The sequence below is a fragment of the Pseudomonas sp. SC11 genome (assembly GCF_047039205.1).
GTDB classification, from domain to species: Bacteria; Pseudomonadota; Gammaproteobacteria; order Pseudomonadales; family Pseudomonadaceae; genus Aquipseudomonas; species Aquipseudomonas boreofloridensis.
In genome coordinates this window covers 1,789,842-1,815,638 of record NZ_CP178183.1, presented here as the reverse complement: position 1 = coordinate 1,815,638, position 25,797 = coordinate 1,789,842, and the positions used below count along the sequence as shown (strand labels likewise).

Below are 25,797 nucleotides of genomic sequence, written 5' to 3'. Positions count from 1 at the left end.
AATCCTGCCGCTATCGATGAGTTTCATGAATGAATTACCGCCACTTGACGCCCTCGATGTCGCTGCTGCTGGCCTTCGAGGCGGCTGCGCGCCATGAAAGCTACACCCGCGCTGCCGTCGAGCTGTCGCTAACGCAGAGCGCGGTCAGTCGCCAGGTCCAGGCGCTGGAGCAGCAATTGGGGCTGACGCTGTTCCGCCGCGAGGGGCGCCAGGTGCAATTGACCGATGTGGGCCGCTTGTACCAGCGCGAACTGAGCGAAGCCCTGGGTCGAATTCGCAGCGCCACCCTGCAGGCCCTGGCCTACCAATCCGGGGTCGGCACCTTGCGCCTGGCGACCTTGCCGACTTTCGGCTCGAAATGGCTGTTGCCCCGCTTGCACGCGTTCTATCAGGCGCACCCAGGCATGCTGGTACACATTCATTCACGTATCGAAGCCATCGACTTCGACACCAGCGAAATCGATGCCGCCATCGGCGTGGCCAGCCACGACCTACCTGGCTTGATCTGTCATCGGCTGCATGCCGAAGAGTTGGTGGTGATCCTGCCGCCGCAAGCGGCACTTGCAGCCGATGGCTGGACGCCGCGGCGGATCAGCGAAGAGCTGCTGCTCAACGTCGCCAACAATCCGCACGCCTGGGGCGAATGGTTCTCCCACCATGGACTGGCGCATCGCTCGATGCGCCTGGGGCCAAGCTTCGAGCTGACCTCGCATTTGATCCAGGCGGTCCGTGCGGGTATCGGCATCGGCCTGGTGCCCAGGATCCTGGTGGCCGAGGAATTGGCCAAGGGCGAGCTGTTCAGTCCCGCAGGGGCATTCGCCAGCCAGCGCAGCTACTACCTGATCTATCCACCCCGCAATGAAGGGCTGCCGTCGTTGCGGGCCTTTCGCGGATGGTTGCTGGAGCAGATCTAGCTTTCGCCCAGACAACGAAAAACCCGGTACCCGTTACCTGGCACCGGGTTTGATGGCATCAACCGCGCTTCACTCGACCACGCTGCGCGTAGCCTCGCCCGCCTGCGCCATGCGCTTGCTCTTGATCACATGGAAAACGTACATCACCAGCAACCACACCGGAATCGCGTAGACCGAAATCTGGATCCCCGGAATCTGCAGCATGATGCCCAGGATCAGCACCACGAAGGCCAGGCACAGGTAGTTGCCATACGGATACCACAGCGCCTTGAACAGCGGTTCCTGGCCCGTGCGGTCCAGGTGCTGACGGAACTTGAGGTGCGAGTAGCTGATCATCGCCCAGTTGATCACCAGCGCCGCCACGACCAGCGACATCAGCAACTCCAGGGCCTGTTGCGGCATGAAATAGTTGAGCAGCACGGCAATCAGGGTAAAGGCCGCCGAAGCCAGGATCGCCCGGACGGGAACGCCACGACGGTCGATTTTCGCCAGGGCCGCCGGCGCGTCGCCCTGCTCGGCCATGCCGTAGAGCATGCGCGCATTGCAGTAGGTGCCACTGTTGTAGACCGACAATGCGGCAGTGAGCACCACGAAGTTGAGCAGGTGCGCCGCCACGTCGCTGCCCAGCAGGGAGAACACCTGCACGAACGGACTGCTGCCATAACTGCCGCCGGACGCGTCGATGCTCGCCACCAGGCTGTTCCACGGTGTCAGCGACAGCAGGATCACCAGCGCGCCGATGTAGAAGATCAGGATGCGGTAGATGACCTGGTTGATCGCCTTGGGAATCACCGTCTTCGGCTTGTCGGCTTCGGCAGCGGTGAAACCGAGCATTTCCAGGCCGCCGAAGGAGAACATGATGATCGCCAATGCCATCACCAATCCGCTGACGCCATTGGGGAAGAAACCGCCGTGGCTCCACAGGTTGCTCACCGAAGCCTCCGGACCGCCGCTGCCGCTGGTGAGCAGGTAGGCGCCCAAAGCGATCATGCCCACGATGGCCACCACCTTGATGATCGCGAACCAGAACTCAGCCTCGCCGAACACCTTGACGTTCATCAGGTTGATGGCGTTGATCAGCACGAAGAAACCCGCCGCCGTGACCCAGGTGGGGATCTCCGGCCACCAGTAGTGGACATACTTGCCGACCGCCGACAGTTCCGACATACCCACCAGGATATACAGCACCCAGCAGTTCCAGCCCGACAGAAAGCCGGCGAAACCGCCCCAGTATTTGTGGGCGAAATGGCTGAATGAGCCTGCCACCGGCTCCTCGACGATCATCTCGCCGAGTTGGCGCATGATCATGAAGGCGATGAAGCCGCAGATGGCATAACCGAGAATCATCGACGGGCCGGCGGATTTCATCACCCCGGCCGAGCCCAGGAACAACCCGGTGCCGATGGCACCGCCCAGGGCGATCAACTGGATGTGGCGGTTCTTCAGGCCGCGCTTGAGTTCGCCTGACGGCTGCGAATGTTGTCCACTCATGAACGAAGTCACCTGCTTGTTTTTATCTGTGACGGAATCGGACCCGCAGCGCTCGTGGCACAGCGGAATGAAGCAAGGTGGTTACCTTGGGTTCTCGGACCCTGGCGCCGCGCCGGGCGCTGGGCCTGGGGCAGATCAGCCGGGTGTCGGCGAGAATGCGTGGTACGCGAGGGGGTCACAGGTAAAACGCGGCGCATTGTATACCCCTGCGAGCGCGCAGGCATCAACGCGTTGCGTGGTTTGCTCGGGGCAAAACGCAGCGGTCCTGAGGGAGAGGCCGACTGGGGCGGGATGATCGGCGTACATGGCGCCTCCATTTATTGTTGTCGGGCGCAGCATCGTGGCTGCGCGGTGCACGGGGCAATGGCTGGACTATCGGTGAGAACGCACGCGTCCGACAAGGCCCGTGGTGCAGACAGAAACGTGCCAACGCACCCCGATACGGAACGCTGGCTTTACAGGTGGCGCCGTTGCGGCGTTTGCTTCAAGGCCTGTGCGAAGCGTTCGTACACTTTTCTTTACAAGGTGGAAACCAGATCTTCCACAGGCTGGAAAAAGACTTTTTGCTCAAGGACTTGTAATAGCCTTCCAGCTCTTTGCGCAGGTGCAAAAAAGCCAGCCCGAGGGCTGGCTCATGCACTGCGCAAACCGATCAGCCGCGTGGCTTGCCGCGTCCACGGCCGGCCGGCTTGTCAGCGCCGGGCTTGGTCGCACGCTTACGCATCTCGCTTGGACGCTCGGCGACGGCACTGCCGCGATTGCCCTTGCGCGGGGCCTCTTCGCGTACTGGACGTGCCGGACGCTCAGCCGCCTCGCGCGGCTGGCGCTCGCCCGCCTCCTGGGCAGGACGCAGGTTGCGCACGCGCTCGCCACGGCCCAGCGGACGGGTGGACTTGCGCTGCAGACGCTCGAGCTTGTCCTTGGCCTTGAGGTTGAGGGTCGGCAGCGCCACCGGCTGCAGCCCGACTTCGGCTGCCAGGATATCGATTTCGCCCTGGCTCATTTCACGCCAGCGGCCCATCGGCAGGTCTGAGTTGAGGAATACCGGGCCGAAGCGCACACGCTTGAGGCGGCTGACCACCATGCCCTGGGATTCCCACAACCGGCGCACTTCACGGTTGCGACCTTCCATCACCACGCAGTGATACCAGTGGTTGAAACCTTCGCCACCGGGCGCCTTCTGGATGTCGGTGAATTTGGCCGGGCCGTCTTCGAGCATCACACCGGCCTTGAGGCGGTCGATCATCTCGTCATCGACCTCGCCCCGCACGCGCACCGCGTATTCGCGGTCCATCTCGTAGGAGGGGTGCATGAGGCGGTTGGCCAACTCGCCATCAGTGGTGAACAGCAGCAAGCCGGTGGTGTTGATGTCCAGGCGACCGATGTTGATCCAACGGCCTTCCTTGGGACGCGGCAGGCGATCGAACACGGTGGGGCGACCTTCGGGGTCGTCACGGGTGCAGATCTCGCCGTCGGGCTTGTTGTACATGATGACGCGGCGGGTCGCCTCGGCGGCTTCCTCGCGCTTGATCAGCTTGCCATCGACGGCGATGGCATCGTGCAGGTCGACGCGCTGACCAAGCGTGGCAGCGACGCCGTTGACCTTGATGCGGCCCTGGCTGATCCAGGCTTCGACGTCACGGCGCGAACCCACGCCAATGCGCGCCAGCACCTTTTGCAGCTTTTCGCCGGACGGCGGGGTGGGTTGGGTTTCTTGCAGGTCTTTGTCGCTCATCTGGGCACCTCCCGGTGTACGGTGTATGAAAGCGATTCGGCGACGGATGCGCCAAGGGGGCGCGCATTGTACGTGGTTGACGCAAGCGATGCATCGGGGCGCAGGTGTTTTTTTCCCAACGGTAGGCAACGCGTCGACGTGATCATGGGCGCAGCCCGTGCCAGGCCCTCAGACCTTGTCCTCCGGCGCCTCGACCGCATCATCGGCCTGGCGCAAATCATCGAAATCGGTCTTGAGCCCCTCCTCCATCGCGTCGAGCTCCACCAACAAGCTGCGGAAGCTGGTCTGCTCCTTCGGCTCACCCTCCTGGGCCTCATCGGCGAGGCTGGCGTCGGCCAGCGCCTGCAGATGCGCAGGCACCGGGGCCTCGTCCGGGTCGTCAGCCAGCACCTGCGGCTCCATTTCCCGCAGTTCGGCCAGCGGCGGCAGTTCGTCCAGGCTACGCAGATTGAAGTGATCGAGGAACGTCTTGGTAGTGGCGAACATCGCTGGACGGCCCGGCACTTCGCGATAGCCGACGATGCGGATCCACTCGCGCTCCATCAGCGTCTTGACGATATTGCTGTTGACCGCCACGCCGCGCACGTCCTCGATCTCCCCGCGGGTGATGGGTTGACGGTAGGCGATCAGCGCCAGGGTCTCCAGCAGCGCACGGGAGTAACGCTGCGGGCGCTCTTCCCACAGCCGGCCGACCCACGGCGCGTAGGTTTCGCGGATCTGCAGACGATAGCCGCTGGCCACTTCCTTGAGCTCGAAGGCGCGCCCGGCGCAAGATTTCTCCAAGGCTGCCAGCGCTTTCTTGAACACGGCCGGCGCCGGCCGCTCGGCCTCCTCGAACAGCTCGTAGAGACGCTCAAGCGACTGCGGCTTGCCGCTGGCCAACAGAAAAGCTTCGATCAGCGACGCCAGGTCGCGGGGTTCATTGAGGTTCATCGGGGTAGTTTGACCGTTACTCGGCGCGGACTCGGACATGGATCGGGGTGAACGGCTCATTCTGCACCAGTTCGATCAGCGATTCCTTCACCAGCTCGAGAATCGCCATGAAGGTGACCACCACCCCAAGCTTGCCTTCCTCGGCCTCGAACAGCTCGACGAAGGGTACGAAGCCGCCGCCCTTCAAGCGCTCCAGCACCTGACTCATGCGCTCGCGGGTAGAGAGCGTCTCACGGGTGATCTGGTGGCTTTCGAACAGGTCGTTGCGGCGCATGACCTCGGCCATGGACAGCAGGATCTCCTCCAGCGCCACCTCCGGCAGCAGCTTGCGCACCTTGGCCTGGGGCGCCTCCAGTTGCGGCACCAGCACCTCGCGGCCAATGCGCGGCAAGCCGTCGATGTCCTCGGCGGCAGCCTTGAAGCGCTCGTACTCCTGCAGGCGACGGATCAGCTCGGCGCGCGGATCGCCCTCTTCTTCCTCGACTTCGCTGGAGCGCGGCAGCAGCATGCGCGACTTGATCTCAGCGAGCATGGCGGCCATCACCAGGTACTCGGCAGCCAGCTCCAGGCGCACGGACTTCATCAACTCGACGTAGCCCATGTACTGCCGGGTGATCTCGGCCACCGGGATGTCGAGGATGTCGATGTTCTGCTTGCGGATCAGGTACAGCAGCAGGTCCAGCGGGCCTTCGAAGGCTTCGAGAAACACCTCCAGCGCATCCGGCGGAATATACAGGTCGATGGGCAGCTCGGTCAGGGCTTCGCCATAGACCAGCGCCAACTGCAATTGCTGCGGCGTTTCAGGTTCGTGCGTCAGGGCCTCGGGGGCGTCGGCCTGGCTCACGCGTCGACCAGGAACGGCGACGGGTCGCCACACCCTTCGCGGATCAGCTGCGGCGCGTCGCCGGACAGATCGATGATGGTGGACGCCTTGAGATCGCCGAATCCACCGTCGATCACCAGGTCGACGTGGTGCTCCAGGCGCTCACGGATTTCGTAGGGATCGGTCATCGGTTCGTCGTCGCCCGGCAGGATCAGGCTGACGCTCATCAGGGGCTCGCCAAGCTCGGCCAACAGCGCCAGGGTAATCGCATGGTTCGGCACACGCAGACCGATGGTGCGGCGTTTTTCATGCAGCAGCAAACGCGGCACCTCGCGGGTGCCGTTGAGAATGAACGTGTAGGGGCCGGGCACATGGGCCTTGAGCAGGCGGAAGGTGCCGGTGTCGACCTTGGCATACAGCCCCAACTGCGACATGTCGCAGCACATCAGCGTGAAGTTGTGGGTCTTGTCCAGGCCTCGCAGACGCCGGACGCGCTCGATCGCCGCCTTGTCGCCAATCTGACAACCCAGGGCATAAGCCGAGTCGGTCGGATAGACCACCACTCCGCCTTTGCGAATGATCTCCACGGCCTGACGAATCAGCCGCGACTGCGGATTCTCCGGGTGAATCTGGAAGAATTGGCTCACTTCGTCGTCCTGTTCATACCGCCATAGGCTGTTCATGATGGAATCGGCGCCACAGAGGTGGCAGGTCCTCGGGCAGGGGCCGGTAGGCACCGATCTCGCCCCAGGTGCCGGGGCCGTGGAAATCACTGCCGGCGCTTGCCAGCAGGCCGAACTCACGGGTCAGAATGGACATCGTGCCCACCTGTTCGGGCGGCATCATCCCATTGACCACTTCCAGTGCCTGCCCTCCCGCTTGAATATAGTCGGCGATCAGGCGCCTGCGCTTGCTGCGGGTGAGCTCGTAGTGCATCGGGTGGGCCAGGCTGACCCAAGCGTTTGACTGACGAAGGGTCGCGACAGTTTCCTCAAGCGTCGGCCAGTGCAACTTGACGTCGCCCAGTTTGCCGGCGCCCAGCCACTTGCGAAAAGCCTCGCCGCGGTCCTTGACGTAGCCGGCACGGACCAGGAATTCGGCAAAATGCGGGCGCGCCGGCGCATTCTGGCTGTCGCCCAACGCCTGTTGCACCGCCCGGGCCCCGTCGAGGGCATCGGGCATACCCTTGGCCGCCAGGCGTCGGGCGATGTCCTCGGCGCGCATCCAGCGACCGCGATGCAGTTGTTCGATGGCCTCGAGCAGAGGCGGCGCATCGAGCGCAAAATCGTAACCCAACACATGAATGGTGGCCCCGCCCCAGGTGCATGACAATTCGACACCGCTGACCCACTGCAGGCCCCGCTCCAGGCAGGCGGCACGCGCCTCCGACAAGCCTTCGAGGGTATCGTGATCGGTCAACGCCAGCGTGCGCACCCCGTGTTCATGGGCGCGCGCGACCAGTGCCGTGGGCGACAAGGCGCCGTCGGAGGCCGTGCTGTGACAGTGCAGATCAACATTCATGGAGGAGCGCTTTCGCCGGAATCGATGTTTGTTATTATGCCGTCACATCCCGCTTCTGGCTGCCACTGTGAAACAATTCATCGATTTCATCCCGCTGCTGCTGTTCTTCATCGTCTACAAGATGGACCCGCGACCGCTGGAATTCGCCGGCCACACCTTCGAGTTCGGCGGTATCTACAGCGCCACGGCGATGCTCATCGTCAGCTCTGTGGTGGTCTATGGCGCCGTCTTCCTGCGCCAGCGCCGGCTGGAAAAGAGCCAATTGCTGACCCTGGTCGCCTGCCTGGTGTTCGGCGGCCTGACCCTGGCCTTCCACAGCGAAACCTTCCTCAAATGGAAGGCACCGGTGGTCAACTGGCTGTTCGCCCTGGCCTTCGCCGGCAGCCATTTCATCGGCGATCGGGTCCTGATCAAGCGCATCATGGGCCACGCCGTGACCCTGCCGGACGTAATCTGGACCCGCCTGAACCTGGCCTGGATCGCATTCTTCCTGGTCTGCGGTGCGGCCAACCTGTTCGTCGCCTTCACCTTCCAGGACTTCTGGGTCGACTTCAAAGTCTTCGGCAGCCTCGGCATGACCGTGGTCTTCCTCATCGCCCAGGGTGTTTACCTGTCGCGCCATTTGCACGACGCCGACACCTCCCCTTCCAAACCCAAGGACTGACATGCTCTACGCCATCATCGCCAGCGACGTCGAAAATTCCCTGGAACGGCGCCTGGCCGCACGCCCCGCGCACATCGAGCGGCTGCAGCAGCTCAAGGCCGAAGGCCGCGTGGTGCTGGCCGGCCCGCATCCGGCCGTCGACAGCAACGATCCCGGGGCGGCAGGCTTCAGCGGCAGCCTGATCGTCGCCGAGTTCGACTCGCTGACCGCAGCCCAGGCCTGGGCGAATGCCGACCCTTACGTGGCGGCCGGCGTCTACGCGCAGGTGGTGGTCAAGCCGTTCAAGCAAGTCCTGCCCTGACCGGCCCCAGGCCTGTACGCACGTTCAGCGGCGCACAGGCCTTTTGCTGAACATTCATCTATCGCGGCCACCTGCCGACAACCTCCTGAATCGAATCAGAGAATCAGGAGTTCCGATGCGCCAAGGTCCGTTGTTCCTGCTGCTGTGCTGCCTGCTGTCGTCCTCCCCCCTCGCGCTCGCCGAGCAACCGCACTCGACGGATACCGATGCACGTGTCAGCGAACTGCAGCAGCGCCTGCAAGCCAGCGAGCAGCAGCGCGCGGTGCTGAGCCGACAACTCCAGGGAATCGACAGCACCCAGCTCGAACGCCTGCGTGAGGAGAACCAGCGTTTGCAGGCAGCCGTGCAGAAACAGCAGGCCAGCGGCCCGCTGCACCTGCTCACCGAACAGCAACAGTGGTTCGTGATCGGCTCGGGCGTTGCACTGTTATCGGCTGTGTGCGGTATCTTAGCCAGCGGCGGACACAGAAGACGTCGGCAATGGTTGAATTGAGTGAGTCATGAGCGAGCTGTTACTGATTGATGATGACCAGGAGTTGTGCGAGCTGCTCGGCAGTTGGCTGACTCAGGAAGGTTTTGCGGTCCGCGCCTGCCACGATGGCGAAAGTGCGCGCCAGGCCTTGGCCGCCCAGGCGCCGGCGGCCGTGGTGCTGGATGTGATGCTGCCCGACGGCAGCGGCTTGGAGTTGCTCAAGCAACTGCGCAGCGAGCACGCCGAACTGCCCGTGTTGATGCTCTCGGCCCGTGGCGAACCGCTGGATCGCATTCTCGGCCTGGAGCTGGGCGCCGACGATTACCTGGCCAAGCCGTGTGATCCACGCGAGCTCACCGCCCGCCTGCGTGCCGTACTGCGCCGCAGTCATCCGGCTGCGCCCAGTACCCAGGTCGAGATCGGTGACCTGATCTTCAGCCCGGTGCGCGGCGTGGTCAGCATCGATCAGCGCGAGATGAGCCTGACCCTGTCGGAGAGCCGTATCCTCGAAGCCCTGCTGCGCCAGCCCGGCGAGCCGCTGGACAAGCAGGCCCTGGCGCAGCTCGCCCTGGGCCGCAAACTCACGCTTTACGACCGCAGCCTGGACATGCACGTCAGCAACCTGCGCAAGAAAATCGGCCCCCATGCCGATGGCCGGCCGCGCATCGTCGCCCTGCGCAGCCGGGGTTATTACTACAGCCTCTAGAGCTCCAGCCCCAGCATCACCGCGCACAGGATCAAGAACACGCAGAACAGCGTGCGCAGCACCTTCTCAGGCAGCGCATGGGCCAGCCGCACGCCCCAGCTGATGCTCAGCAGCCCGCCGATGGCCAAGCCAGCGCCCATGCGCCAGTCAACGCTGCCATGCACACCGTAGGTGACCAAGGTCACCAGGGTACTGGGCGCCGCCAGTGCCAGCGACAAGCCCTGGGCCACCACCTGCGAGGCGCCGAACACACTGGTCAGCACGGGCGTGGCCACCACGGCCCCGCCGACCCCGAACAGCCCGCCCATGCTGCCGGCAAAACAGCCCAGCACACCGAGCCATGGCCAGGGATAACGTAACTGGCTGCTCGGTGGCGCCACCTTCATGAACATGCGCGCCACGTTCCACACGGCCAAGGCCACCAGAAACGCCACGAAGCCCAGACGCATCGCGTGCGCATCGAGCCCCACCGCCCAGATCGAGCCCAGCCAGGCGAACACAAAGCTGCACAGCGCCAAGGGCACGGCGTGTCGCAGCTCGATACGGTTACGCTGATGGTAGCGCCACAGCGCCAGCAGCACGTTCGGCACCACCATGACCAACGCGGTCCCTTGAGCCAATTGTTGATCGAGGCCGAACAGCACACCCAGGGCGGGAATGGCGATCAGGCCGCCACCGATCCCGAACAACCCGCCAACGGTGCCCAGCACCGTCCCCAACAGCACATACATCAACCACTCGATCATCAGTCCCTCATGCGCCACGTTCTGGATGCCCGCATGCTACGCAGTCGTGCCTGGCAGGGAAACGCACAGCAGCGCACAATGGCTATGCGCATCACGCACAAGCAAGGTCCTTTCATGAGCCCCGATATCCTCACCGAACAGCTGAGCCTGTTCCTCGACGTGTTGCACACCGGCAGTTTCTCCGCCGCCGCGCGACGCCATCCGCTGACCCCCTCGGCCGTTGCCCGGCGCATCGACGCGCTGGAGAACGCCCTGGGCAGCCGCCTGTTCGTGCGCAGTACCCACGCCGTGCGCCCGACCCCGGCGGGCAACGCGTTCGCCGAACGTGCCCGACGCATCATCGAGGAACTGCGCCTGGCGCGGGCCGAGGCGGTGTCGTTGAGCAGCGCGCCCGAAGGGCTGATCCGCATGGACGCGCCCGCCGCCTTCGGCCGTCGTCACTTGGCGCCGGCCATCGCCGACTTTCTGGTGGCCTATCCCGGCCTGGACGTGCAACTGCGCTTGATCGACAGCTTCGTCGACATGCACGGTGGGCACCTGGGCGAAGTCGACCTGGTCCTGCGCGCCGGCACGCTGGCCGACACCCGTTTGGTGGCGACCCCTCTGGCCAAGATGGTGCGCATCGCCTGCGCCAGTCCTGCCTATTTGGCCAGCCGCGGCGTACCCGGCTGCCCCAGTGAACTGCCGCAGCACGATGGCCTGGACTGGGACGGCCTGGCCCCCCCTTTTGCCTGGCGCTTCACCGTGAATGGCCAACAGCGGCTGTATCGCCCTGCCCGCCTGCGCATGACCGCGAACAATGCCGAGACCCTGCTGTTCGGCGCCCTGGCCGGCCTTGGCATCGCGCATCTACCCACTTGGCTGGTCAGCGAGTACCTGCTGCGCGGCGAATTGCAGCCGCTGTTTTGCGAAAACGGCCTGCCAGAACCGGAAACCACCGGCATCTATGCATTGCGACTCGAACATGAAACGAACTCTCGCAGCCGCTTGTTGCTCGAATTCCTCAAGAGCCGCTTCAGCCCGGTACCGCCTTGGGACCTGGCACTGCGCAGTGGACTGCGCAGTTAGTGAGCGCACTAACGATCAGCGTGCTAGATTCTTAACCGAACTCATTCAAGGACTTGCATGAACGCCGACACCAACGCCCCGTGCGACGAGCTGCTGCTGAACAATCAGGTGTGTTTCGCCCTGCATTCCACCTCGTTGCTGATGACCAAGGTCTACAAGCCTCTGCTGCAAGCCTTGGGTCTGACTTACCCGCAGTACCTGGCTATGCTCGTGTTGTGGGAGCAGGACGGGCTCACCGTAGGTGAAATCAGCCATCGCCTGCTGACCGATCCCGGTTCGTTGACCCCTTTGCTCAAGCGCCTGGAGAGCGAAGGGCTGCTCAACCGCACCCGCAGCCGTGAAGATGAGCGTGTGGTGCTGGTGGAACTGACCGACAAGGGACGGAACCTGCGCGAGGAAGCGCGCAAGGTGCCGCAGTGCATCCTGGAAGCCTCCGGGCGCACAGTGCAGCGCCTGCAGAAATTGCAGGCTGAATTACTGGAATTGCGCGAGAGCCTGCAAAAGAGCCTGTGAGCGAGCAACCGGACGAATGGCGTGAAAATCATATTGCGCGCAAAATAATTGCGTACTAAATTTATCGCCACACCCCATCGCGCTCCGGCGCTCATCACGCAAGCGAGGCTCAAGATGCACAAGGTCACTGCACTGTACATTGCACAAGCGACTTCCACCGGCGGCCGTGACGGCCAATCCCGCTCCAGCGATGGCAAGCTTGAGGTCAAGCTCAGCACCCCCAAGGAGCTGGGCGGCGCAGGCGGGGAAGGCAGCAATCCCGAGCAGTTGTTCGCTGCGGGTTACTCGGCCTGTTTCATCGGTGCGCTTAAGTTCGTCGCCGGCCAGGCCAAGCAAGCATTGCCCGCTGACACGGCGATCACCGCCAAGGTCGGTATCGGCCAGATCCCCGGTGGTTTCGGGCTGGACATCGACCTGCACATCGCCCTCCCCGGCCTGACCCAGGCGGACGCCGAGGCGCTGGTCGAGAAGGCCCATCAGGTCTGTCCTTATTCCAACGCCACCCGTGGCAACGTGGATGTGCGCCTGCACGTGACGGTCTGAATCAGCCGCCTTGCTGACGGACACAAAAAACCCGGCAAACGCCGGGTTTTTTATTGGCTCACCAGAAGTCTTACTTCTTGGTGCGGCCTTTGAAGCTGTTGTCGCGGGTATCGATATCGATCCACTCGTCGATTTCGATGAAGTCGGCGACTTGGATCTCGGTGCCGTTGGCCAGCTTGGCAGGCTTCATGACCTTGCCGGAGGTGTCGCCACGGGCAGCGTTCTCGGTGTAGACGACCTTACGGCTGATGGTGGTCGGCAGTTCGACCGACACCAGACGGCCTTCGAAGAAGACGGCTTCGCAGATGTCTTCCATGCCTTCTTCGATGTACGGCAGAACGGCGTCGATGTCTTCGGCGTTCAGCTCGTACATGGTGTAGTCGGTGGTGTCCATGAAGGTGTATTCGTCACCATTGATGAACGACAGGGTCGCTTCTTTGCGATCCAGGATCACGTCGTCCAGCTTGTCGTCGGCGAAGTAGACGGTCTCGGTCTTGTAGCCGGTCAGCAGGTTCTTCAGCTTGGTCTTCATGATCGCGCTGTTACGGCCCGACTTGGTGAATTCCGCTTTCTGGACCAGCCACGGGTCGTTGTCGATCCGCAGGACGGTGCCGGGTTTCAGTTCTTTACCAGTTTTCATTACGCAGTATCCGAATCTGGATGGATTTATAAAAATCGAGGCCGCGTATCATAGCCAATTTCGATAAAACTGTACCAGCGCTGTAGCAAGGTCCGGTCGAGCGGCCTGTGCGCTGCGCCACTGCCGGGCGTGCGCCTGGAGTGTCGGCCAGTGGGGCTGCAACGCGCGCCAGGCCTGGGCCATGTCGCGGTCCATGTTCCACGCCCGCCACACCGCCAGCAGCGCCTGCGCCGCTTCGTCCGACAGGCCCTGGCGGTAGATCTTCAAGAAGGCTTCGAGCTTTTCCCAGTGGGCGTTCTCCTCCTGGATATAGATGTGCCACAGCCACGGCTGGCCGGCCCACTGGGCGCGCACGAAGGAATCCTCACCGCGCACGGCGTTGAAATCGCAGCACCAGAGCAACTGGTCGTAGTCTTGCTGGCTGACGAACGGCAGTACCTGAAGCGTCAAGCCACCGCGACGGCGTACATCCCCCACGGCCAAGGCTTCGCCGAACCAGGCATTGAGGTCGGCGAGAATTCGTCCCTCTGGCACCAGCAAGTGCGTGGGCTGGACATCTTCGATCAACGCGTCCAGCCAGTTGGCCAACTGCGGGTTCTCGTAGGCGAACAGCGAGATCAGCCGTGCCGTGGGCGCTGGATGCACGTTCAACCGGGCCAGGAATGCCTGCCGCGCGGTGTCGTCGGTCTGCCCGGCCAGGCAGCGCTGGACGAGATCGCGTTCTCGCAGCAAGCCACCGGTCTTGGCCGTGAAGCCGGGGAAGAAAAACACGGTGCGCAGACCATTGGGCTGTGGCGAAGGCAAGCCATGGCAGCCTTCGACCCAGTCTTCGGCGCTGAGGTATTCCAGGTTCAGCCATAACGCGGGCGTTGGACGTGCCGCCAGCGCGTCGAGGTAGGGGCCAGGGAGGCGGCAGCCGAAGGCGCCGATGACCACCTCGGCAGTGGCGCACGCGGGCCAGTCGCTTGCCCAATGACGTACGTCGACACCCTGTTGCCACTGCTGCGAGGCTTGCGGGTCGGCGCTTGGGCACAGGCGGGTGAAGGCGGTGAGATCGTCGACCCACAGGCGCACGTGCAGTGAGTGCTCATTGGCCAGTTGCCGGGCCAGGCGCCAAGTCACGCCGATATCACCGTAGTTGTCGATGACCGTGCAGAAGATGTCCCAGGTGGGCGGCAAGGGCGCGTGCTGCATGGTCATTCTCGATAGCGGCGGATTGGGGGCCGGGTATTCTGGCGGCAAAGGGCCGAGGGGGAAAGCGTTGCTTGTAGGCGCAGTCCTCACCAGGTTTTCTGGTGTCGAGTGTGGGTGCCGATGCGGGGTCGTGCGACAATCGAGGGGTCATTCTCTTTTCCAGGAAGCCACGATGAATCGTCGTCGCGCAGTGAAGATCTCGCTTAGCCCTGTGCAGTTGGTCCTGAGCATCGCCTTGGGCCTATGGCTTGGGGTGGTGGCCATTGGCTTGAGCGTAGGGCTGGTCTGGCATCTCTGGCCGGCGCAGGTCGAGCCGTTGGCACGCGCCGTGGCGCCAGCGCGCGTTGCGCCAGGGCCAACCCCACCAGCGCCCGCGCAACAAGACGCTCAGCAGGCGATGTTCGAGCGTTACCAGCAGGTGCTGCAGGAGCAGCAGGCACGCCAGGCCATCGAGGCCGATCCGCGCCATCTGGCCAACCCCAAATGCCAGTTCTGGTTGCAGCAGAACCGCAACGCCCCCACCGCCAACAGCCAGGCCAAAGTGATGGAGTTCTGCAACTGATCATGGACAAGGCCTGCCTGCTCGCCCACATCATCGAACGCCTCGAGCACGACAGCGAGGTGCTGCGTCGCGCCGCCCAGACGGCCTACGAAACCGCGACGGCCGAAGAAAACATCGCCGAGAACAAGTACGACACGCTCGGCCTCGAAGCCTCCTACCTCGCCACCGGACAAGCGCGGCGCACGGCCGAGATTCGCCAGGCGCTGGTGAGCTATCAGCAATTGCTGCTGCGCGACTACGACCCCACGCGAGGTATCCAGGTGAGCAATAGGGTCACCCTCGAAGATGAGCAGGGCACTCGCCAGTGCCTGTTCCTCGGACCTGAGGGTGCAGGCCTGAAAATCGGCGAAGGCGATGCACAGGTCACCGTGATCACCCCGCGCTCGCCGTTGGGCCTGCAACTGCTCGGCAAGCGACTCGACGACGAAGTCACCCTGATGCTCGCCGGCACCGCGCAGGTGCAGTGCGTGGTCGAGGTCGACTGAGCCGCCCTACCCGCCGCTGGCCACGAAGGCCTCGTCCACCCGAGCCAACTGCGCCTCGCTCAGCGTGCCGGCCTGATAGTGCAGCTTGATCCACGCCAGCAGGTAGTCGTAACGCGCCCGGGCCAGATCGCGTCGAGTGGTGGACAACTGCTGCTCGGCATTGAGCACATCCAGGTTGACCCGCTCCCCGCCCTGCACGCTCTTGCGCGTCGAGGCCACCAACGCCTCGGCGGCCTGCAGGGCCCGTTCGTAGGCGCGCAAGCGGCTGGCGCCAGAGGCGCAGGCGTTGTACTGCCGACGCAGTTCGATCAGGGTGCTGCGGGTATTGCCATCGAGTTCGTACTCGGCCTGCTCCAGGTGTCGGCTGGCTTGGCGGGTGGACGCACTCACGGCACCGCCAGCGAACAGCGGCAGGCTGATTTCGATACCCACCGTGTTGGTGTCATAACGCTGGTTGTAGGTGTTGCCGCTGTCCGACTCCTGGCGCCGCGAGGTGGCGAAGGCGTTGACCTTGGGCAGGTGCCCGGCCCGGTTGCGCTCGACTTCGTAGCGGGCCACGTCCAGCGCATGGCGCTGCGAGCCGAGCACGGGGTTGCCCTCCAGCGCCAGCGACTGCCAGGCCTCGAAGCCTGTGGGCGCCATCACCGGCAAGGCGAAGCCGCTGCGCAGCGGCGCCAGATCGTCGATGTGCACCGCCGGTTCGCCGATCAACGCACCGAGTTCGCGCAGGGCGGCGTCTTCGTCGTTGCGGGCCTGGATTTCCTCGGCATCGGCCAGCTCGAAACGTGCCTGGGCCTCGAGGATGTCGGTGCGCGTGCCCTCGCCTGCCTGGTACAACCGCTGGTTCTGCTGGAACTGCTGGCGGTAGGCCTGCTTGCTGGCCACGCTGATGGCGATCTGATCACGGGCATACAGCGCCTGGGTATAGCTGGTCATGACCCGCACCAGCAACTGCTGGCTCTGGTCACGGAAACTCTCGTCGGCGAACAAGGCCTGGGCCACGCCTTTGCGATAGGCGGCGTAGGCTTCGTAGTCGAACAGCGGCTGCTGCAGAATGAAGGTCGAGCCGTAGCTGTCGTAGCGCCGATCTTCGCTGGTGCGCCGCGCGTCACCCAGGTAGCTGGCCTTCGAATCGTTGCGGCCTTTGTTGTAGCTGTAGGACAGGTTCGGCAGCAGACCCGCGCGACCGATCGCACGGTACTCCTGGCCCGCCTCGCGGGCCTTGAAGGCCGCCAGGTAGGTCGGGTCTCGGCGCAGCGCCTGCTCGTAGACCTGGAACGGCCCCATGGCGGCCTGGACCAAGGCCGGCAACAGTGTGCAGGCCGCCAGCAGGCCGGTGGCAAAAGACTTCATCACAGCGTCCTCAAGGTTCGCTCAAGGCGCTGCCCGCTCGATCGAGCAGGGGCTTGAACAGGTAGTTGAGCAGCGAGCGCTCGCCGGTGCGCACGAACAGCTCCGCCGGCATGCCGGGGCGGATCGACAGCCCCTGCAGACGCGTCAACGCCTCTTCGCTCACGGTGCTGCGCAGCACGTAGTAGGGTTGGCCGCTGCGCTCGTCCAGCAACTGGTCGGCCGAGATCAGCGCCACTTCGCCGGTGACCCGCGGCGTGCGGTTCTGGTTGAAGGCGGTGAACAGAATGTCCACCGGCAACTGCGGCGCCACTTTGTCCACCAGGTTCACCGGCAGACGCCCCTCCACTTCCAAGGCCGTGCCCTGGGGCACGATTTCCAGCAGGGTCTCGCCCGCCCGCACTACCGCGCCTTCGGTGTGCACGCCCAGGTTGATGGCGATGCCGTCGGCCGGCGCCAGGATCTCGCTGTGGCGCAGTTCGAAACGTGCCGAATTCAGTTGCTGCTCCAGCGTCGCAGCGCGTACCTGCGCATCGGCCAACTGGCTGCGCACCTCCTTCTGGTACTCCTCGCGGCGCTGTTGCAGGTTGAGCTGGGCTTCGACGATGCCTTGTTCGAGACGGGCGCTGTCGCCGGCATTCTGCGCCAGGTCGCGCTGGACCTGGGACAACTGGCGCTGGTACTCCAGCACCCGATTGCGCGGGATATAGCCCTCGCCAGCCAATGGCCTCAGGTTGTCGAGCTGCTCGCGCAAGGAGTCGGCCTGAGCCTGCAAGTCGCCGCGCGCCCGGCGCATACCGGCCAACTGCGCCCGAGAGCCCTCGACGCTCGCCGACAATGCGCCTTGCTCGCGGGCCAGAGCCTGGCGACGGCTCTCGAACAGTTGACGCTGCCCTTCGAGCACCAACCCCAACTGCGGGTCGGACGCCTCGTTCAGTTCGGCCGGAAAGTGCACCTGCTGCGCATTGTCACGCTCGCCGCGCCACCGCGCCAGGCTGGCCTGGGCCATGCGGTACTGGGCCTGCAAGGCCTCGACATCGGCCTGCACCTGGGTCCGGTCCAGACGCAGCAGCGGCTCGCCTAGGCGCACCGCCTGCCCTTCGCTGACCAGGATGCGACTGACCACGCCCGCCGCCATCGACTGCACCGCCTTGCGCTTGCCGGACACCACCACGGTGCCAGGCACCGTCACGCCCTGATCGAGCGGCGCCAGGCTGGCCCAGAGCATGAACCCGCCAAAGCCGAGCAGGGTCAGCAGCCAGCCCAGGCGTACATAGAAACCTGAATCGCGCATCGAACGGCTCATGCGCCACCTCCGGCCTGCAGCGGACGATGCACCGCGCCCTGGCCCAAGGCCTGGAGCACCTCACGTGCTGGGCCAAACACCTGCATCCGCCCCTCGTTCATCACCAGCAGCTTGTCGGCCTGGCCCAGCGCCGCGCTGCGATGGGTCACCAGTACCACGCTGCGCCCCAGCGCCTTGAGCTGGACCAAGGCATTGGCCAATGCCGCCTCGCCGAGGCTGTCCAGGTTGGAGTTGGGCTCGTCGAGCACCACCAGGCACGGATGGCCGTACAGCGCCCGCGCCAGCGCGATGCGCTGCTTCTGGCCACCGGAGAGGTCGGCGCCGCCTTCGCCCAAGCGGGTGTCGTAGCCGTGCGGCAGGCGCAGGATCAATTCGTGGACCCCCGCCAGGCGCGCGGCCTCCACCACCTTGAGGCCGTCGAGCTCGCCGAAGCGGGCAATGTTCTCGGCGATGCTGCCGCGCAGCAGTTCGATACTCTGGGGCAAATAGCCAATGTGCGGGCCGAGCGCCTCCCGATCCCACTGGCGCAGCTCGGCGCCGTCCAGGCGAACATGACCGGCCAATGGCTGCCAGACACCGACCAGCAAACGCGCCAACGTCGACTTGCCCGAGCCCGAGGCGCCCAGCACACCCAACACCTCACCCGGCGCCAGCGCAAAGCTGACCTGCTGCAGCGTGGCCTGCTGGCGACCGGGCGGTCCAGCGCTGACCTGCTCCACCGTCAATTGCCCAAGCGGCGCGGGCAGTGGCATCGGTGCCGGCGGTTCGGGGTGCTCGCGCAGCAGCGCATCCAGACGCCGGTAGGCCAACTGCGCACCGCTCCATTGCTTCCACACAGCGATGAGCTGGTCGATCGGCGCCAGCACCCGTCCCATCAGGATCGAGCCGGCGATCATCATGCCGGGCGTCATCTGCCCTTCGATCACCAGCAGGGCACCGAGTCCCAGCACCAACGACTGCAAGCACAGGCGTAGGGCCTTGCTGGTCGCAGTGATCACCGCAGAGGTGTCGCTGGCCTGGTTCTGCAGCGTGAGAAAACGGCTGTGCAGGGCGAACCAGCGTTGGCGCAGGACGCCGAGCATGCCCATGGCCTGGATGCTCTCGGCGTTGAGCAACTGGCTGGCGGCCAGGCTGCTGGACTGCTGCTGCAAGCCGCTGGCCTCGGCCAAGGGGCGTTGAGTCAAGCGCTCGTTGAGCACCGCCAGCAGCACCAGCAACAAGGCGCCGGCACTGGCGAGCACGCCCAGCCAGACGTTGAACAGGAAGATCACGGCCAGGTACACCGGAAACCAGGGCGCATCGAAGAAGGCGAACAACGCCGGACCGGTGACGAACTGGCGCACCTGGGTCATGTCGGTCAGGGCTTGCCCCGCCGCCCCGTCACCCTGGCGCAAGTTACGCTCGAAGGCGGCGCGATAGAGGGTCAAGTTGAACCGCTGTTCCAACCGATAACCCACTCGAATCACGATGAAACTGCGCACTGCCTCCAGCACGCCCATATAAAAGAAGAAGCCCACGACCATCAGGGTCAACATCCATAACGTCGTGGGATTCTGCGAAGTCAGTACACGGTCGTACACTTGCAACATATAGATCGACGGCACCAGCATGAGAACGTTGATCAAGGCGGTAAAACAGCCAACACTGATCAAGGTCGATTTGAATTCGGCAAGTGCCGCCCACAGAAGTGCACCGGGCTGATGGCTCGGAAGTTTCATGTTTCGCCCTTATTACCGTTGCAACTTGGCCTGGTTAGTTATTATCCAGACGCTCCAGTACCAACACCTCACCGCCCGGCACAGTGCCGGTATAGCGGTCTACCTGTTGGCGGCTGAAATGCACTACGGTGCTGCCATCGGCCCCCACCAGGGCCAGCGTGTCGGGCGTCACCAACCAACTGCCGGGGCGCAGACCCAGCAGGGCCTGGGCGCAGGCCAGGTCGCCGTCCAGGGTGCCTTGCTCGGCCTCCAGGCGCAGGGCGCAGCCCTCGGCCGGACGTGGTTGCGGATAAAGCTGCCAGCGCCCGGCCAGTTGCGCCGCGCTGGGGAGTAGCAGGCTGCTCGCCATACCTACCTCGGTCATCGATATCAGGGCGATCGCGCCTAGCGCGATCATGGGGTTGACTGCTCGCATTCGTCCACCTCCGTGGCGAGGGCGACCCGCAGCCTGCACGGGCCGCCCCGTCAGGTCAGACCACGATGTCCGTGGCGACCGCCTGACCCACGGTAGTCACCAGGAAATCAACCTGGCTGTTGCCGGTGAAGTCGATGGCCAGGCTGCCCAGGTTGGTGGCCTGGTCATAGCTGAGCACCGCTTCGCCGGCATGGCCGCTGAAGCTGTTGACGAAGGCCAGTGGCAACTTGCTCTGGGCGAAGGCCGGGATGGCCGACAAGTCGATCTTGTCCTGACCGCTGGCGAAATCCATGATCCGGTCCGGCGCCTTGGCCGTGGAATCGCTGACTGCGCCATAGACGAAGGTGTCTGCGCCGCTACCGCCCCAGAGCACGTCCGCCCCGCCGCCGCCGTAGATGATGTCGTTGCCGGCACCGCCCTTGAGCACGTTGGCCACCGCGTTGCCGATCAGCAGGTCGTTGCCCGAACCGCCAATGGCGTTTTCCACGGTCACGCCCTTGGCGATCGAGACGTTGCCGACCATCCCCCCCACGTCGGAGAACGAGGCTTCGTTGAGGTTGATCTTCTGGTTCTGGGTGAACCCGGAGAAGTCCAGGGTATCGTTGCCGCCACCGTCCCACACAGTGAACACCAGCTTGGACGAAGCCGAGGTGGCCGAGTAGAAATCGCGATCGGCCGTGGAGTTGAACCCGTACACGGTGTCGCCCGAGCGGGTGGCGTAGTTGGCGCCGTAGAGCTTCTGGATCGCCGCGATATCGTCGATCAAAGGCGCCGAGGCATAGTACTGGCCACCGCCTTTGACGAAGTTCTGCGCGGTGTTGCTCTCGCTCCAGTAGCTCATCACGCTGTAGCCGCGGGTGTCCTGGGCGTACGAAGCGTCACGGTAGCTCGGGTTGCCCTGGCCGGCGTTGTAGTCGCCGGGATGGGACAGGCCCAGGGTGTGGCCGATCTCGTGGGTTAAGGTCTGGCGACCGTAGTTGCCCGTGTCCGGGCTGATGTTGACCTGGTAGCCGTTGTTGACCAGGTACCACGACTCACCCTTGTGCGACTCGGCACCATCGAACGGCAGGTAGGCGAAGGCCGCGCCGCCGTCGTTGGCGCTGTAGTTGCCGAAGGTCATGTGACCGTCGCCACCTGAGGCCGACTCGGTGAAGGTGACCTTGGCCACGTCCGCCCAGGACTGCATGGCGAGCTTGGCCTGAGCCTTCTGCTGGGTGTTGAACTGACTGAAGGTGCCCAGGCCGCGGCTGACGAAGTCAGACGGCGCTTTGCTCAGGAAGGTGTAGGTGAGGCTGATGGTGCCGTCCTTGTTCAGGTCCTTCCAGGACGCGCCGTCACGCAGCAGCTGGGTCGCTGCCTGGTCGACGGTGAACGACGGTTTGCCATTGATCTTCGCACCACCGCGATCGTACTGGTGGGCGAAGCCGTTGATCAGCCCGAAAGCGGAACTGGGACCGTTGGGCTGCAGCGCCGAGGCGGCAGCGTACAGGGCCTTAGCATTGACATTCGACATGCAGACACTTCCTTGTTTGCGGAAATGATTGAAGTTCGACAGGAACGCTCAAGCATTGGCGAGAGCATCCTGTCACTCGCCCTTATGAGGCGTAAAAAAACTGACACACCCTGAAACTTACTGTCCAGTCTTTTTTGGGCGCGCGTTATACGAATTGCCAACCACGTCGAAGTTCTGGGTTATTTGCGCAAACAGTCGCGAATTATTAGGGCAGCGCAGAACGGCTTATTCAAATAATGACTGGCCGTTCATTATGCGCGTCGGGGAAGTTTTATTATGAAAAAGCGACATGAATTACAACGCGTGTGGCGCATCGGTAAAACAGCGCTATCGCTATTCGTTTGAATTCAAAGGCGCGCTGTCCGTCGTGGGCTCCGACCGGTTCAGGCTCGGCCACCCGACATCGAGCCGCCCTGCTACCATGTCGCCCTTTTTGCCCTCCCCGCCCTGCCCGCTTCCAAGGAGCCTCGCATGACCCCGCTTCGTTCTCGTCTGCCTTTCGGCCTGCTGGGCCTGGGGGTTGCGCTGCACGCCTGCCCTGGCCATGGCGCAGAACCGGTCAACCTGGCACCGGTGCAGATCAGCGAACGGGCGACGGACGCCGGCTACCAGGCCGATCAAGCGCAGGTTGGCGGCTGGCAAGCGGCCCCACTGCTCGACACCCCCGCCTCGGTCAGCGTGTTCAGCCGCCAACTGCTCGACGATCGCCAAGTGCGTCTGCTCAGCCAAGTGCTGCAAAGCGATGCCTCGGTCGGCGAGAGCTATGCGCCCATCGGCTACTACGAGAACTTCAACGTGCGCGGCTTCAGCCTCGACGCGGCCAACAGCTACCGAATCAACGGCCAGACCATCGCCGGCGAGCAGAACGTGGCGCTGGAGAACAAGCAGCAGGTCGAACTGCTCAAGGGTCTGTCAGGGCTGCAGAGCGGCGTCTCCGAACCCGGCGGGCTGATCAACTACGTCACCAAGCGCGCCGAGGACGTACGCAGCGTCACCGTCTCGACCAACGACCATGGCGAGCGCTACCTGGCCACCGACCTGGGCGGCTGGTTCGGTGAGCAGAAGCAGTTCGGTCTGCGCGCCAACCTGGCCCATGAAGACCTGCGCAGCTACGTCGACCACGCCGACGGCAGGCGCGACTTCGCCTCGTTGGCCTTCGACTGGCAGATCAACGCCAATGCCACGCTGCAACTGGATGCTGAATACCAGCACCGTGAACAGCGCTCGGTACCGGGTTACCAGTTGCTGGGGGGTAGCGAGGTGCCGCACGGCGTCAACCCGCGGGATCGCCTGGCCTATCAGTCGTGGGCAAAGCCGGTGCAGAACGATTCGCTGAACCTGGGCGGTCGCTTCGAATACCGCTTCAGCGACACCTGGAGCGGTGCGTTGAGCGCGTCGCGCAGCCAGGTGGTGATCGACGACTACAGCGCCTTCGCCTGGGGCTCGGACGCTGGCGCCGTGTTCGCCCGCAACGGTGATTACGGTATCTACGACTACCGCAGCCCCGACGACACCCGGCGTGTGGACGCCCTGCAGGCCACCCTCGATGGACGCTTCCAGGTCCTGGGCCTCGACCACGAGCTGACCCTGGGCAGCAGCGCCCAGCGGCGCACCGTGGATCAGCGCCCTTACTACAACGAGTGGCTGGGCACCGGCAACATCGACACCGGCGCACCCGCCCTCGCCCCTTCGGACAAGCCGGTGGGGCACAGCGAACGCCGCCTGGACAGTCGCCAGTACGGCCTGTTCTTCAGCGACCGCATCCGCTTCGATGAACAATGGCAGACCGTGCTCGGCGCGCGCGAAGTGCGCCTGGACGAGAAGACCTGGGACGAGACCGGCACGCCTGGCCGACACACACGGCAGTACCAGTTGTTGCCCAACGTCGCGCTGACCTACAAACCGCAGGCCGACACCACCCTCTACGCCAGTTGGTCCAAGGGCCTGTCAGCCGGCGGCACCGCGCCTTGGTTCGCCAGCAACGCCGCCGAGATCCTCGCGCCGACCCTGTCACGCCAGTTGGAGGTGGGTATCAAGCGTGACTGGCAGGGCGTAAGCCTGAGCGCAGCGCTGTTCCAGATCCGTCAGGCCTACCAGTACGCCAAGCCCGGAGACGGCGCCGCGCCGCTCTACGTGCAGCAGGGGCAGCAAAAGAACACCGGCCTGGAGCTGGGGGCCAGCGGTTGGGCCACCGCCAACCTGCAACTGCATGCCAGTGCGGCGGCCATCCGGGCGCGGGTGAACGACACAGGCACCGACGCCTACGAGGGTCACCAGGCGATCAACGTGCCACGCCTTCGCGCTGCGTTGCAGGCCGAATACAGCTTGCCGCTGCCCGGCCTGGCGCTGCTCGGCGGCGCTCGCTACAGCGCCAGCAAGTACGCCAGTCAGGCGGGTAACGTGGCCGTGGGCGGCTACACCGTATTCGATGTGGGTAGCCGTTATCGCACCCGTATCGGCGACTACGACACGGTCGTGCGTTTGAGCGTCGATAACCTGTTCGACAAACGCTACTGGCGCGACGTCGGCGATTACCTGGGCGATGACTACCTGTTCCAGGGCGCGCCGCGTACCGCCAGGCTGTCGGCGTCGGTCAGCTTCTAGGGCGCTTGCGGACGCGGACAGCTTTCCCAAGCACTGTCCTGCACGGGCGCTTCGAACTCGTCGGCGAACACATAGCGGTCCTTGCCCAGGTGCTTGGCGTGGTACATCGCGGCATCCGCCGCCCTGAGCAGGCTGTCGCTATCGGTGTCACTGGCGTCTTCGCAGAGGATCACGCCGACGCTGGCGCGCACCTGAGCGCTGCCACCTTCCAAGGCAATCGGCTCGCGCACGGCAGCGATCACCCGATCGAGAATCATGCGGCATTCAGGGCGCCCGGACAGGTCCTCCATGATCAGCACGAACTCATCGCCCCCCAGCCGCGCCAGCGTGTCGGAACCGCGCACCTTGCCCAGCAAACGCTGGGCAACCGTGATCAGGACCCGATCACCCTGAGCGTGGCCGAAACGGTCATTGACGCCCTTGAAACCGTCCAGGTCCAGCAGCGCCAGGGCGAAGCGCTTGCCTTGCCGATGGCTGCGCTGCTCGGCCTGCTCCAGGCGCCGTAGCATCAGCCTTCGGTTGGCCAGCCCGGTGAGTGGATCAATCAGCGCCTGGCGCAGCAGTTCGGCGCGGCGCTGGCGCAGACTCAGCAAGGCATGCATCAGCCAGGCGACCGAGCCGCTGCCCAGCAGGATCAGTCCGAACTCGAAGTAGTGCCGGGCATCTGCGGCCGTGGCGTGCAGCGGCGCCACACACAGATTCCATACCGTGGTACCGATCCTGACATCGCGACACAGCCCGTCGACCAGATCGCCTGGCGAGCGCAGCAGAACGCGACGCTCGCCGGTCTCGGCATCCAAACCCGACAGCGCGTAGGCGTAGCCTTGAGCCTCGATGGCTGGCAGGTTGGCATCTTCCAGGGCTTCGGGCAGCACCAGGGTGACCACCGTGTACCCCCAAAAGCGTGGTGTTCCGTTTGAATCCGGCAGAAACACCGGGAGCATGCCAATGGCGCCCAAAGGTCCCTGGATCAGGGTGAAGGGACCGGTGAACTGAAGACGCGGCGCCGCAGGGTCCAGCGCAGCCAGTACCTGCTTGCGGTCATAGAACTCCAGCAGATCGTGATCGCGCACGATCAGGTTGCGATCCAGCGGCTCGATCTGGCGGATGATGCCCTCGGGGGCCAGTGAGAACGCGTAGGCGCCCTTGTACAGCGGCAGCAGAAAATGCGCGAGGGCGGGGAAATCCGGCACCTGGCCGTGACCCTGATAGACCATCACCGCCAGCGTGCGATTGGCGGTCAGCGCCCGCTCGAGCACTTTTTCCACCGCCACCGCAAAGGTAGTCGCCACCTCGCCGGTGCGCACCTGTTCGAGGCGTCGAGCGTCCTCGTCAAAACGCTGCAACAGAATCCAGCCGAGCAGGAAGAAGCCGGTGAAGGCCAGGAGCGGCAGACTCCAGCGCAACCAGCGTCCGGCTCGAACGAAGCTCATCATGAGGCAATCCACTCGCGACCCAGGGCTGCGACCGATTCTGTCGGAAAACAACGCTATTTCAAAAGACAGTCTGGCAGATTGATGCATGTTCGGCGGGTCGATCACCTGTCGCAGCGGCAGGTAACCATGCGCCGGCATGGCTGC

The 25,797-nt window shown here is 64.2% G+C and carries 26 protein-coding genes; 11 read left to right on the top strand and 15 right to left on the bottom strand.

Translation table 11 applies throughout. From position 1 onward, the window contains the following. Positions 1-29 precede the first annotated feature (29 nt). Positions 30-914 (top strand): LysR substrate-binding domain-containing protein, encoded by an 885-nt coding sequence (locus ACK2SD_RS08475; protein WP_039579092.1) that lies wholly within the window; start codon positions 30-32, stop codon positions 912-914. Positions 915-983: 69 nt separating this feature from the next. Here ACK2SD_RS08475 and ACK2SD_RS08470 read toward each other — a convergent pair whose 3' ends face one another. From ACK2SD_RS08470 to ACK2SD_RS08445, 6 genes are all read right to left on the bottom strand, one after another. Beyond that, positions 984-2,405 (bottom strand): amino acid permease, encoded by a 1,422-nt coding sequence (locus ACK2SD_RS08470; RefSeq protein WP_412461879.1) that lies wholly within the window; start codon positions 2,403-2,405, stop codon positions 984-986. A 652-nt stretch (positions 2,406-3,057) separates the two neighbouring features. Then, positions 3,058-4,140, bottom strand: coding sequence for a 23S rRNA pseudouridine(2605) synthase RluB (gene rluB, locus ACK2SD_RS08465; protein ID WP_039579097.1), 1,083 nt, complete (start codon positions 4,138-4,140; stop codon positions 3,058-3,060). A gap of 168 nt (positions 4,141-4,308) precedes the next feature. Further along, the gene (scpB, locus tag ACK2SD_RS08460; protein WP_412461878.1) at positions 4,309-5,073 is read right to left on the bottom strand and encodes an SMC-Scp complex subunit ScpB; all 765 of its coding nucleotides are present in this window, start codon (positions 5,071-5,073) and stop codon (positions 4,309-4,311) included. 16 nt (positions 5,074-5,089) lie between these two features. Next, the gene (locus ACK2SD_RS08455) at positions 5,090-5,788 is read right to left on the bottom strand and encodes a segregation and condensation protein A (protein ID WP_162889593.1); all 699 of its coding nucleotides are present in this window, start codon (positions 5,786-5,788) and stop codon (positions 5,090-5,092) included. Between the two features lie 125 nt (positions 5,789-5,913). After that, entirely contained in the window at positions 5,914-6,543 is a 630-nt protein-coding gene (locus ACK2SD_RS08450) for an L-threonylcarbamoyladenylate synthase (RefSeq protein WP_037028294.1), read from the bottom strand. Positions 6,544-6,556: 13 nt separating this feature from the next. Beyond that, a complete protein-coding gene (locus ACK2SD_RS08445) occupies positions 6,557-7,417 on the bottom strand; it encodes a PHP domain-containing protein (protein WP_295482511.1) in 861 nt (286 codons plus the stop codon). Between the two features lie 67 nt (positions 7,418-7,484). Here ACK2SD_RS08445 and ACK2SD_RS08440 point away from each other — a divergent pair, with 67 nt between their 5' ends. The 4 genes from ACK2SD_RS08440 (at position 7,485) to ACK2SD_RS08425 (ending at position 9,560) form a co-directional block, all read left to right on the top strand. Then, complete coding sequence (locus ACK2SD_RS08440; RefSeq protein ID WP_039579108.1) at positions 7,485-8,081, top strand: septation protein A; 597 nt, start codon at positions 7,485-7,487, stop codon at positions 8,079-8,081. Position 8,082: 1 nt separating this feature from the next. After that, complete coding sequence (locus tag ACK2SD_RS08435; protein ID WP_116888692.1) at positions 8,083-8,382, top strand: YciI family protein; 300 nt, start codon at positions 8,083-8,085, stop codon at positions 8,380-8,382. Positions 8,383-8,497: 115 nt separating this feature from the next. Continuing rightward, complete coding sequence (locus ACK2SD_RS08430) at positions 8,498-8,875, top strand: translation initiation factor 2 (protein WP_304483284.1); 378 nt, start codon at positions 8,498-8,500, stop codon at positions 8,873-8,875. A 7-nt stretch (positions 8,876-8,882) separates the two neighbouring features. Further along, the gene (locus tag ACK2SD_RS08425) at positions 8,883-9,560 is read left to right on the top strand and encodes a response regulator transcription factor (RefSeq protein WP_039579112.1); all 678 of its coding nucleotides are present in this window, start codon (positions 8,883-8,885) and stop codon (positions 9,558-9,560) included. Here the strand turns inward: ACK2SD_RS08425 and ACK2SD_RS08420 are convergent. Beyond that, positions 9,557-10,306 carry a sulfite exporter TauE/SafE family protein gene (locus ACK2SD_RS08420; protein ID WP_317872298.1) on the bottom strand — a complete coding sequence of 250 codons (750 nt, stop codon included), beginning with the start codon at positions 10,304-10,306 and terminating at the stop codon, positions 9,557-9,559. The genes ACK2SD_RS08425 and ACK2SD_RS08420 overlap by 4 nt on opposite strands. A 114-nt stretch (positions 10,307-10,420) precedes the next feature. Here ACK2SD_RS08420 and ACK2SD_RS08415 point away from each other — a divergent pair, with 114 nt between their 5' ends. The 3 genes from ACK2SD_RS08415 to ACK2SD_RS08405 all read left to right on the top strand — a co-directional run bounded on the left by ACK2SD_RS08415 (position 10,421) and on the right by ACK2SD_RS08405 (position 12,430). Further along, positions 10,421-11,374: a LysR family transcriptional regulator gene (locus tag ACK2SD_RS08415; RefSeq protein WP_304483287.1), complete on the top strand. Its 954-nt coding sequence runs from the start codon at positions 10,421-10,423 to the stop codon at positions 11,372-11,374. A gap of 57 nt (positions 11,375-11,431) precedes the next feature. Continuing rightward, positions 11,432-11,887 (top strand): MarR family winged helix-turn-helix transcriptional regulator, encoded by a 456-nt coding sequence (locus ACK2SD_RS08410; protein WP_029613943.1) that lies wholly within the window; start codon positions 11,432-11,434, stop codon positions 11,885-11,887. A 114-nt stretch (positions 11,888-12,001) separates the two neighbouring features. Next, positions 12,002-12,430, top strand: a complete 429-nt coding sequence (locus ACK2SD_RS08405) for an organic hydroperoxide resistance protein (RefSeq protein ID WP_295482534.1) — start codon at positions 12,002-12,004, stop codon at positions 12,428-12,430. Between the two features lie 70 nt (positions 12,431-12,500). Here ACK2SD_RS08405 and efp read toward each other — a convergent pair whose 3' ends face one another. After that, a complete protein-coding gene (efp, locus tag ACK2SD_RS08400) occupies positions 12,501-13,070 on the bottom strand; it encodes an elongation factor P (protein WP_029613941.1) in 570 nt (189 codons plus the stop codon). A gap of 48 nt (positions 13,071-13,118) precedes the next feature. Beyond that, on the bottom strand, positions 13,119-14,249 hold the full coding sequence (earP, locus tag ACK2SD_RS08395) for an elongation factor P maturation arginine rhamnosyltransferase EarP (RefSeq protein ID WP_412462288.1): 1,131 nt from the start codon (positions 14,247-14,249) through the stop codon (positions 13,119-13,121). 187 nt (positions 14,250-14,436) lie between these two features. Here earP and ACK2SD_RS08390 point away from each other — a divergent pair, with 187 nt between their 5' ends. Together ACK2SD_RS08390 and ACK2SD_RS08385 are read left to right on the top strand one after the other, a co-directional pair. After that, complete coding sequence (locus tag ACK2SD_RS08390) at positions 14,437-14,826, top strand: hypothetical protein (protein WP_412461877.1); 390 nt, start codon at positions 14,437-14,439, stop codon at positions 14,824-14,826. 2 nt (positions 14,827-14,828) lie between these two features. Then, positions 14,829-15,311, top strand: coding sequence for a transcription elongation factor GreAB (locus tag ACK2SD_RS08385; protein WP_412461876.1), 483 nt, complete (start codon positions 14,829-14,831; stop codon positions 15,309-15,311). A gap of 6 nt (positions 15,312-15,317) precedes the next feature. Here ACK2SD_RS08385 and ACK2SD_RS08380 read toward each other — a convergent pair whose 3' ends face one another. From ACK2SD_RS08380 to ACK2SD_RS08360, 5 genes are read right to left on the bottom strand one after another with little or no spacing between them, the layout of a single operon-like run. Then, complete coding sequence (locus ACK2SD_RS08380; RefSeq protein ID WP_317872295.1) at positions 15,318-16,664, bottom strand: TolC family outer membrane protein; 1,347 nt, start codon at positions 16,662-16,664, stop codon at positions 15,318-15,320. A gap of 10 nt (positions 16,665-16,674) precedes the next feature. Further along, positions 16,675-17,967, bottom strand: coding sequence for an HlyD family type I secretion periplasmic adaptor subunit (locus tag ACK2SD_RS08375; protein ID WP_412461875.1), 1,293 nt, complete (start codon positions 17,965-17,967; stop codon positions 16,675-16,677). After that, a complete protein-coding gene (locus tag ACK2SD_RS08370) occupies positions 17,964-19,685 on the bottom strand; it encodes a type I secretion system permease/ATPase (protein WP_412461874.1) in 1,722 nt (573 codons plus the stop codon). The genes ACK2SD_RS08375 and ACK2SD_RS08370 overlap by 4 nt, the downstream gene beginning before the upstream one ends. Positions 19,686-19,719: 34 nt before the next feature. Beyond that, positions 19,720-20,100, bottom strand: a complete 381-nt coding sequence (locus ACK2SD_RS08365; protein WP_052192099.1) for an AprI/Inh family metalloprotease inhibitor — start codon at positions 20,098-20,100, stop codon at positions 19,720-19,722. 55 nt (positions 20,101-20,155) lie between these two features. After that, positions 20,156-21,613 carry a serralysin family metalloprotease gene (locus ACK2SD_RS08360; protein ID WP_412461873.1) on the bottom strand — a complete coding sequence of 486 codons (1,458 nt, stop codon included), beginning with the start codon at positions 21,611-21,613 and terminating at the stop codon, positions 20,156-20,158. A 471-nt stretch (positions 21,614-22,084) separates the two neighbouring features. Between ACK2SD_RS08360 and ACK2SD_RS08355 the strand changes: the two genes are divergently transcribed. Further along, the gene (locus ACK2SD_RS08355) at positions 22,085-24,217 is read left to right on the top strand and encodes a TonB-dependent siderophore receptor (protein ID WP_412461872.1); all 2,133 of its coding nucleotides are present in this window, start codon (positions 22,085-22,087) and stop codon (positions 24,215-24,217) included. Here ACK2SD_RS08355 and ACK2SD_RS08350 read toward each other — a convergent pair. Next, a complete protein-coding gene (locus ACK2SD_RS08350; protein ID WP_412461871.1) occupies positions 24,214-25,653 on the bottom strand; it encodes a diguanylate cyclase domain-containing protein in 1,440 nt (479 codons plus the stop codon). The genes ACK2SD_RS08355 and ACK2SD_RS08350 overlap by 4 nt on opposite strands. Positions 25,654-25,797: the final 144 nt, after the last annotated feature.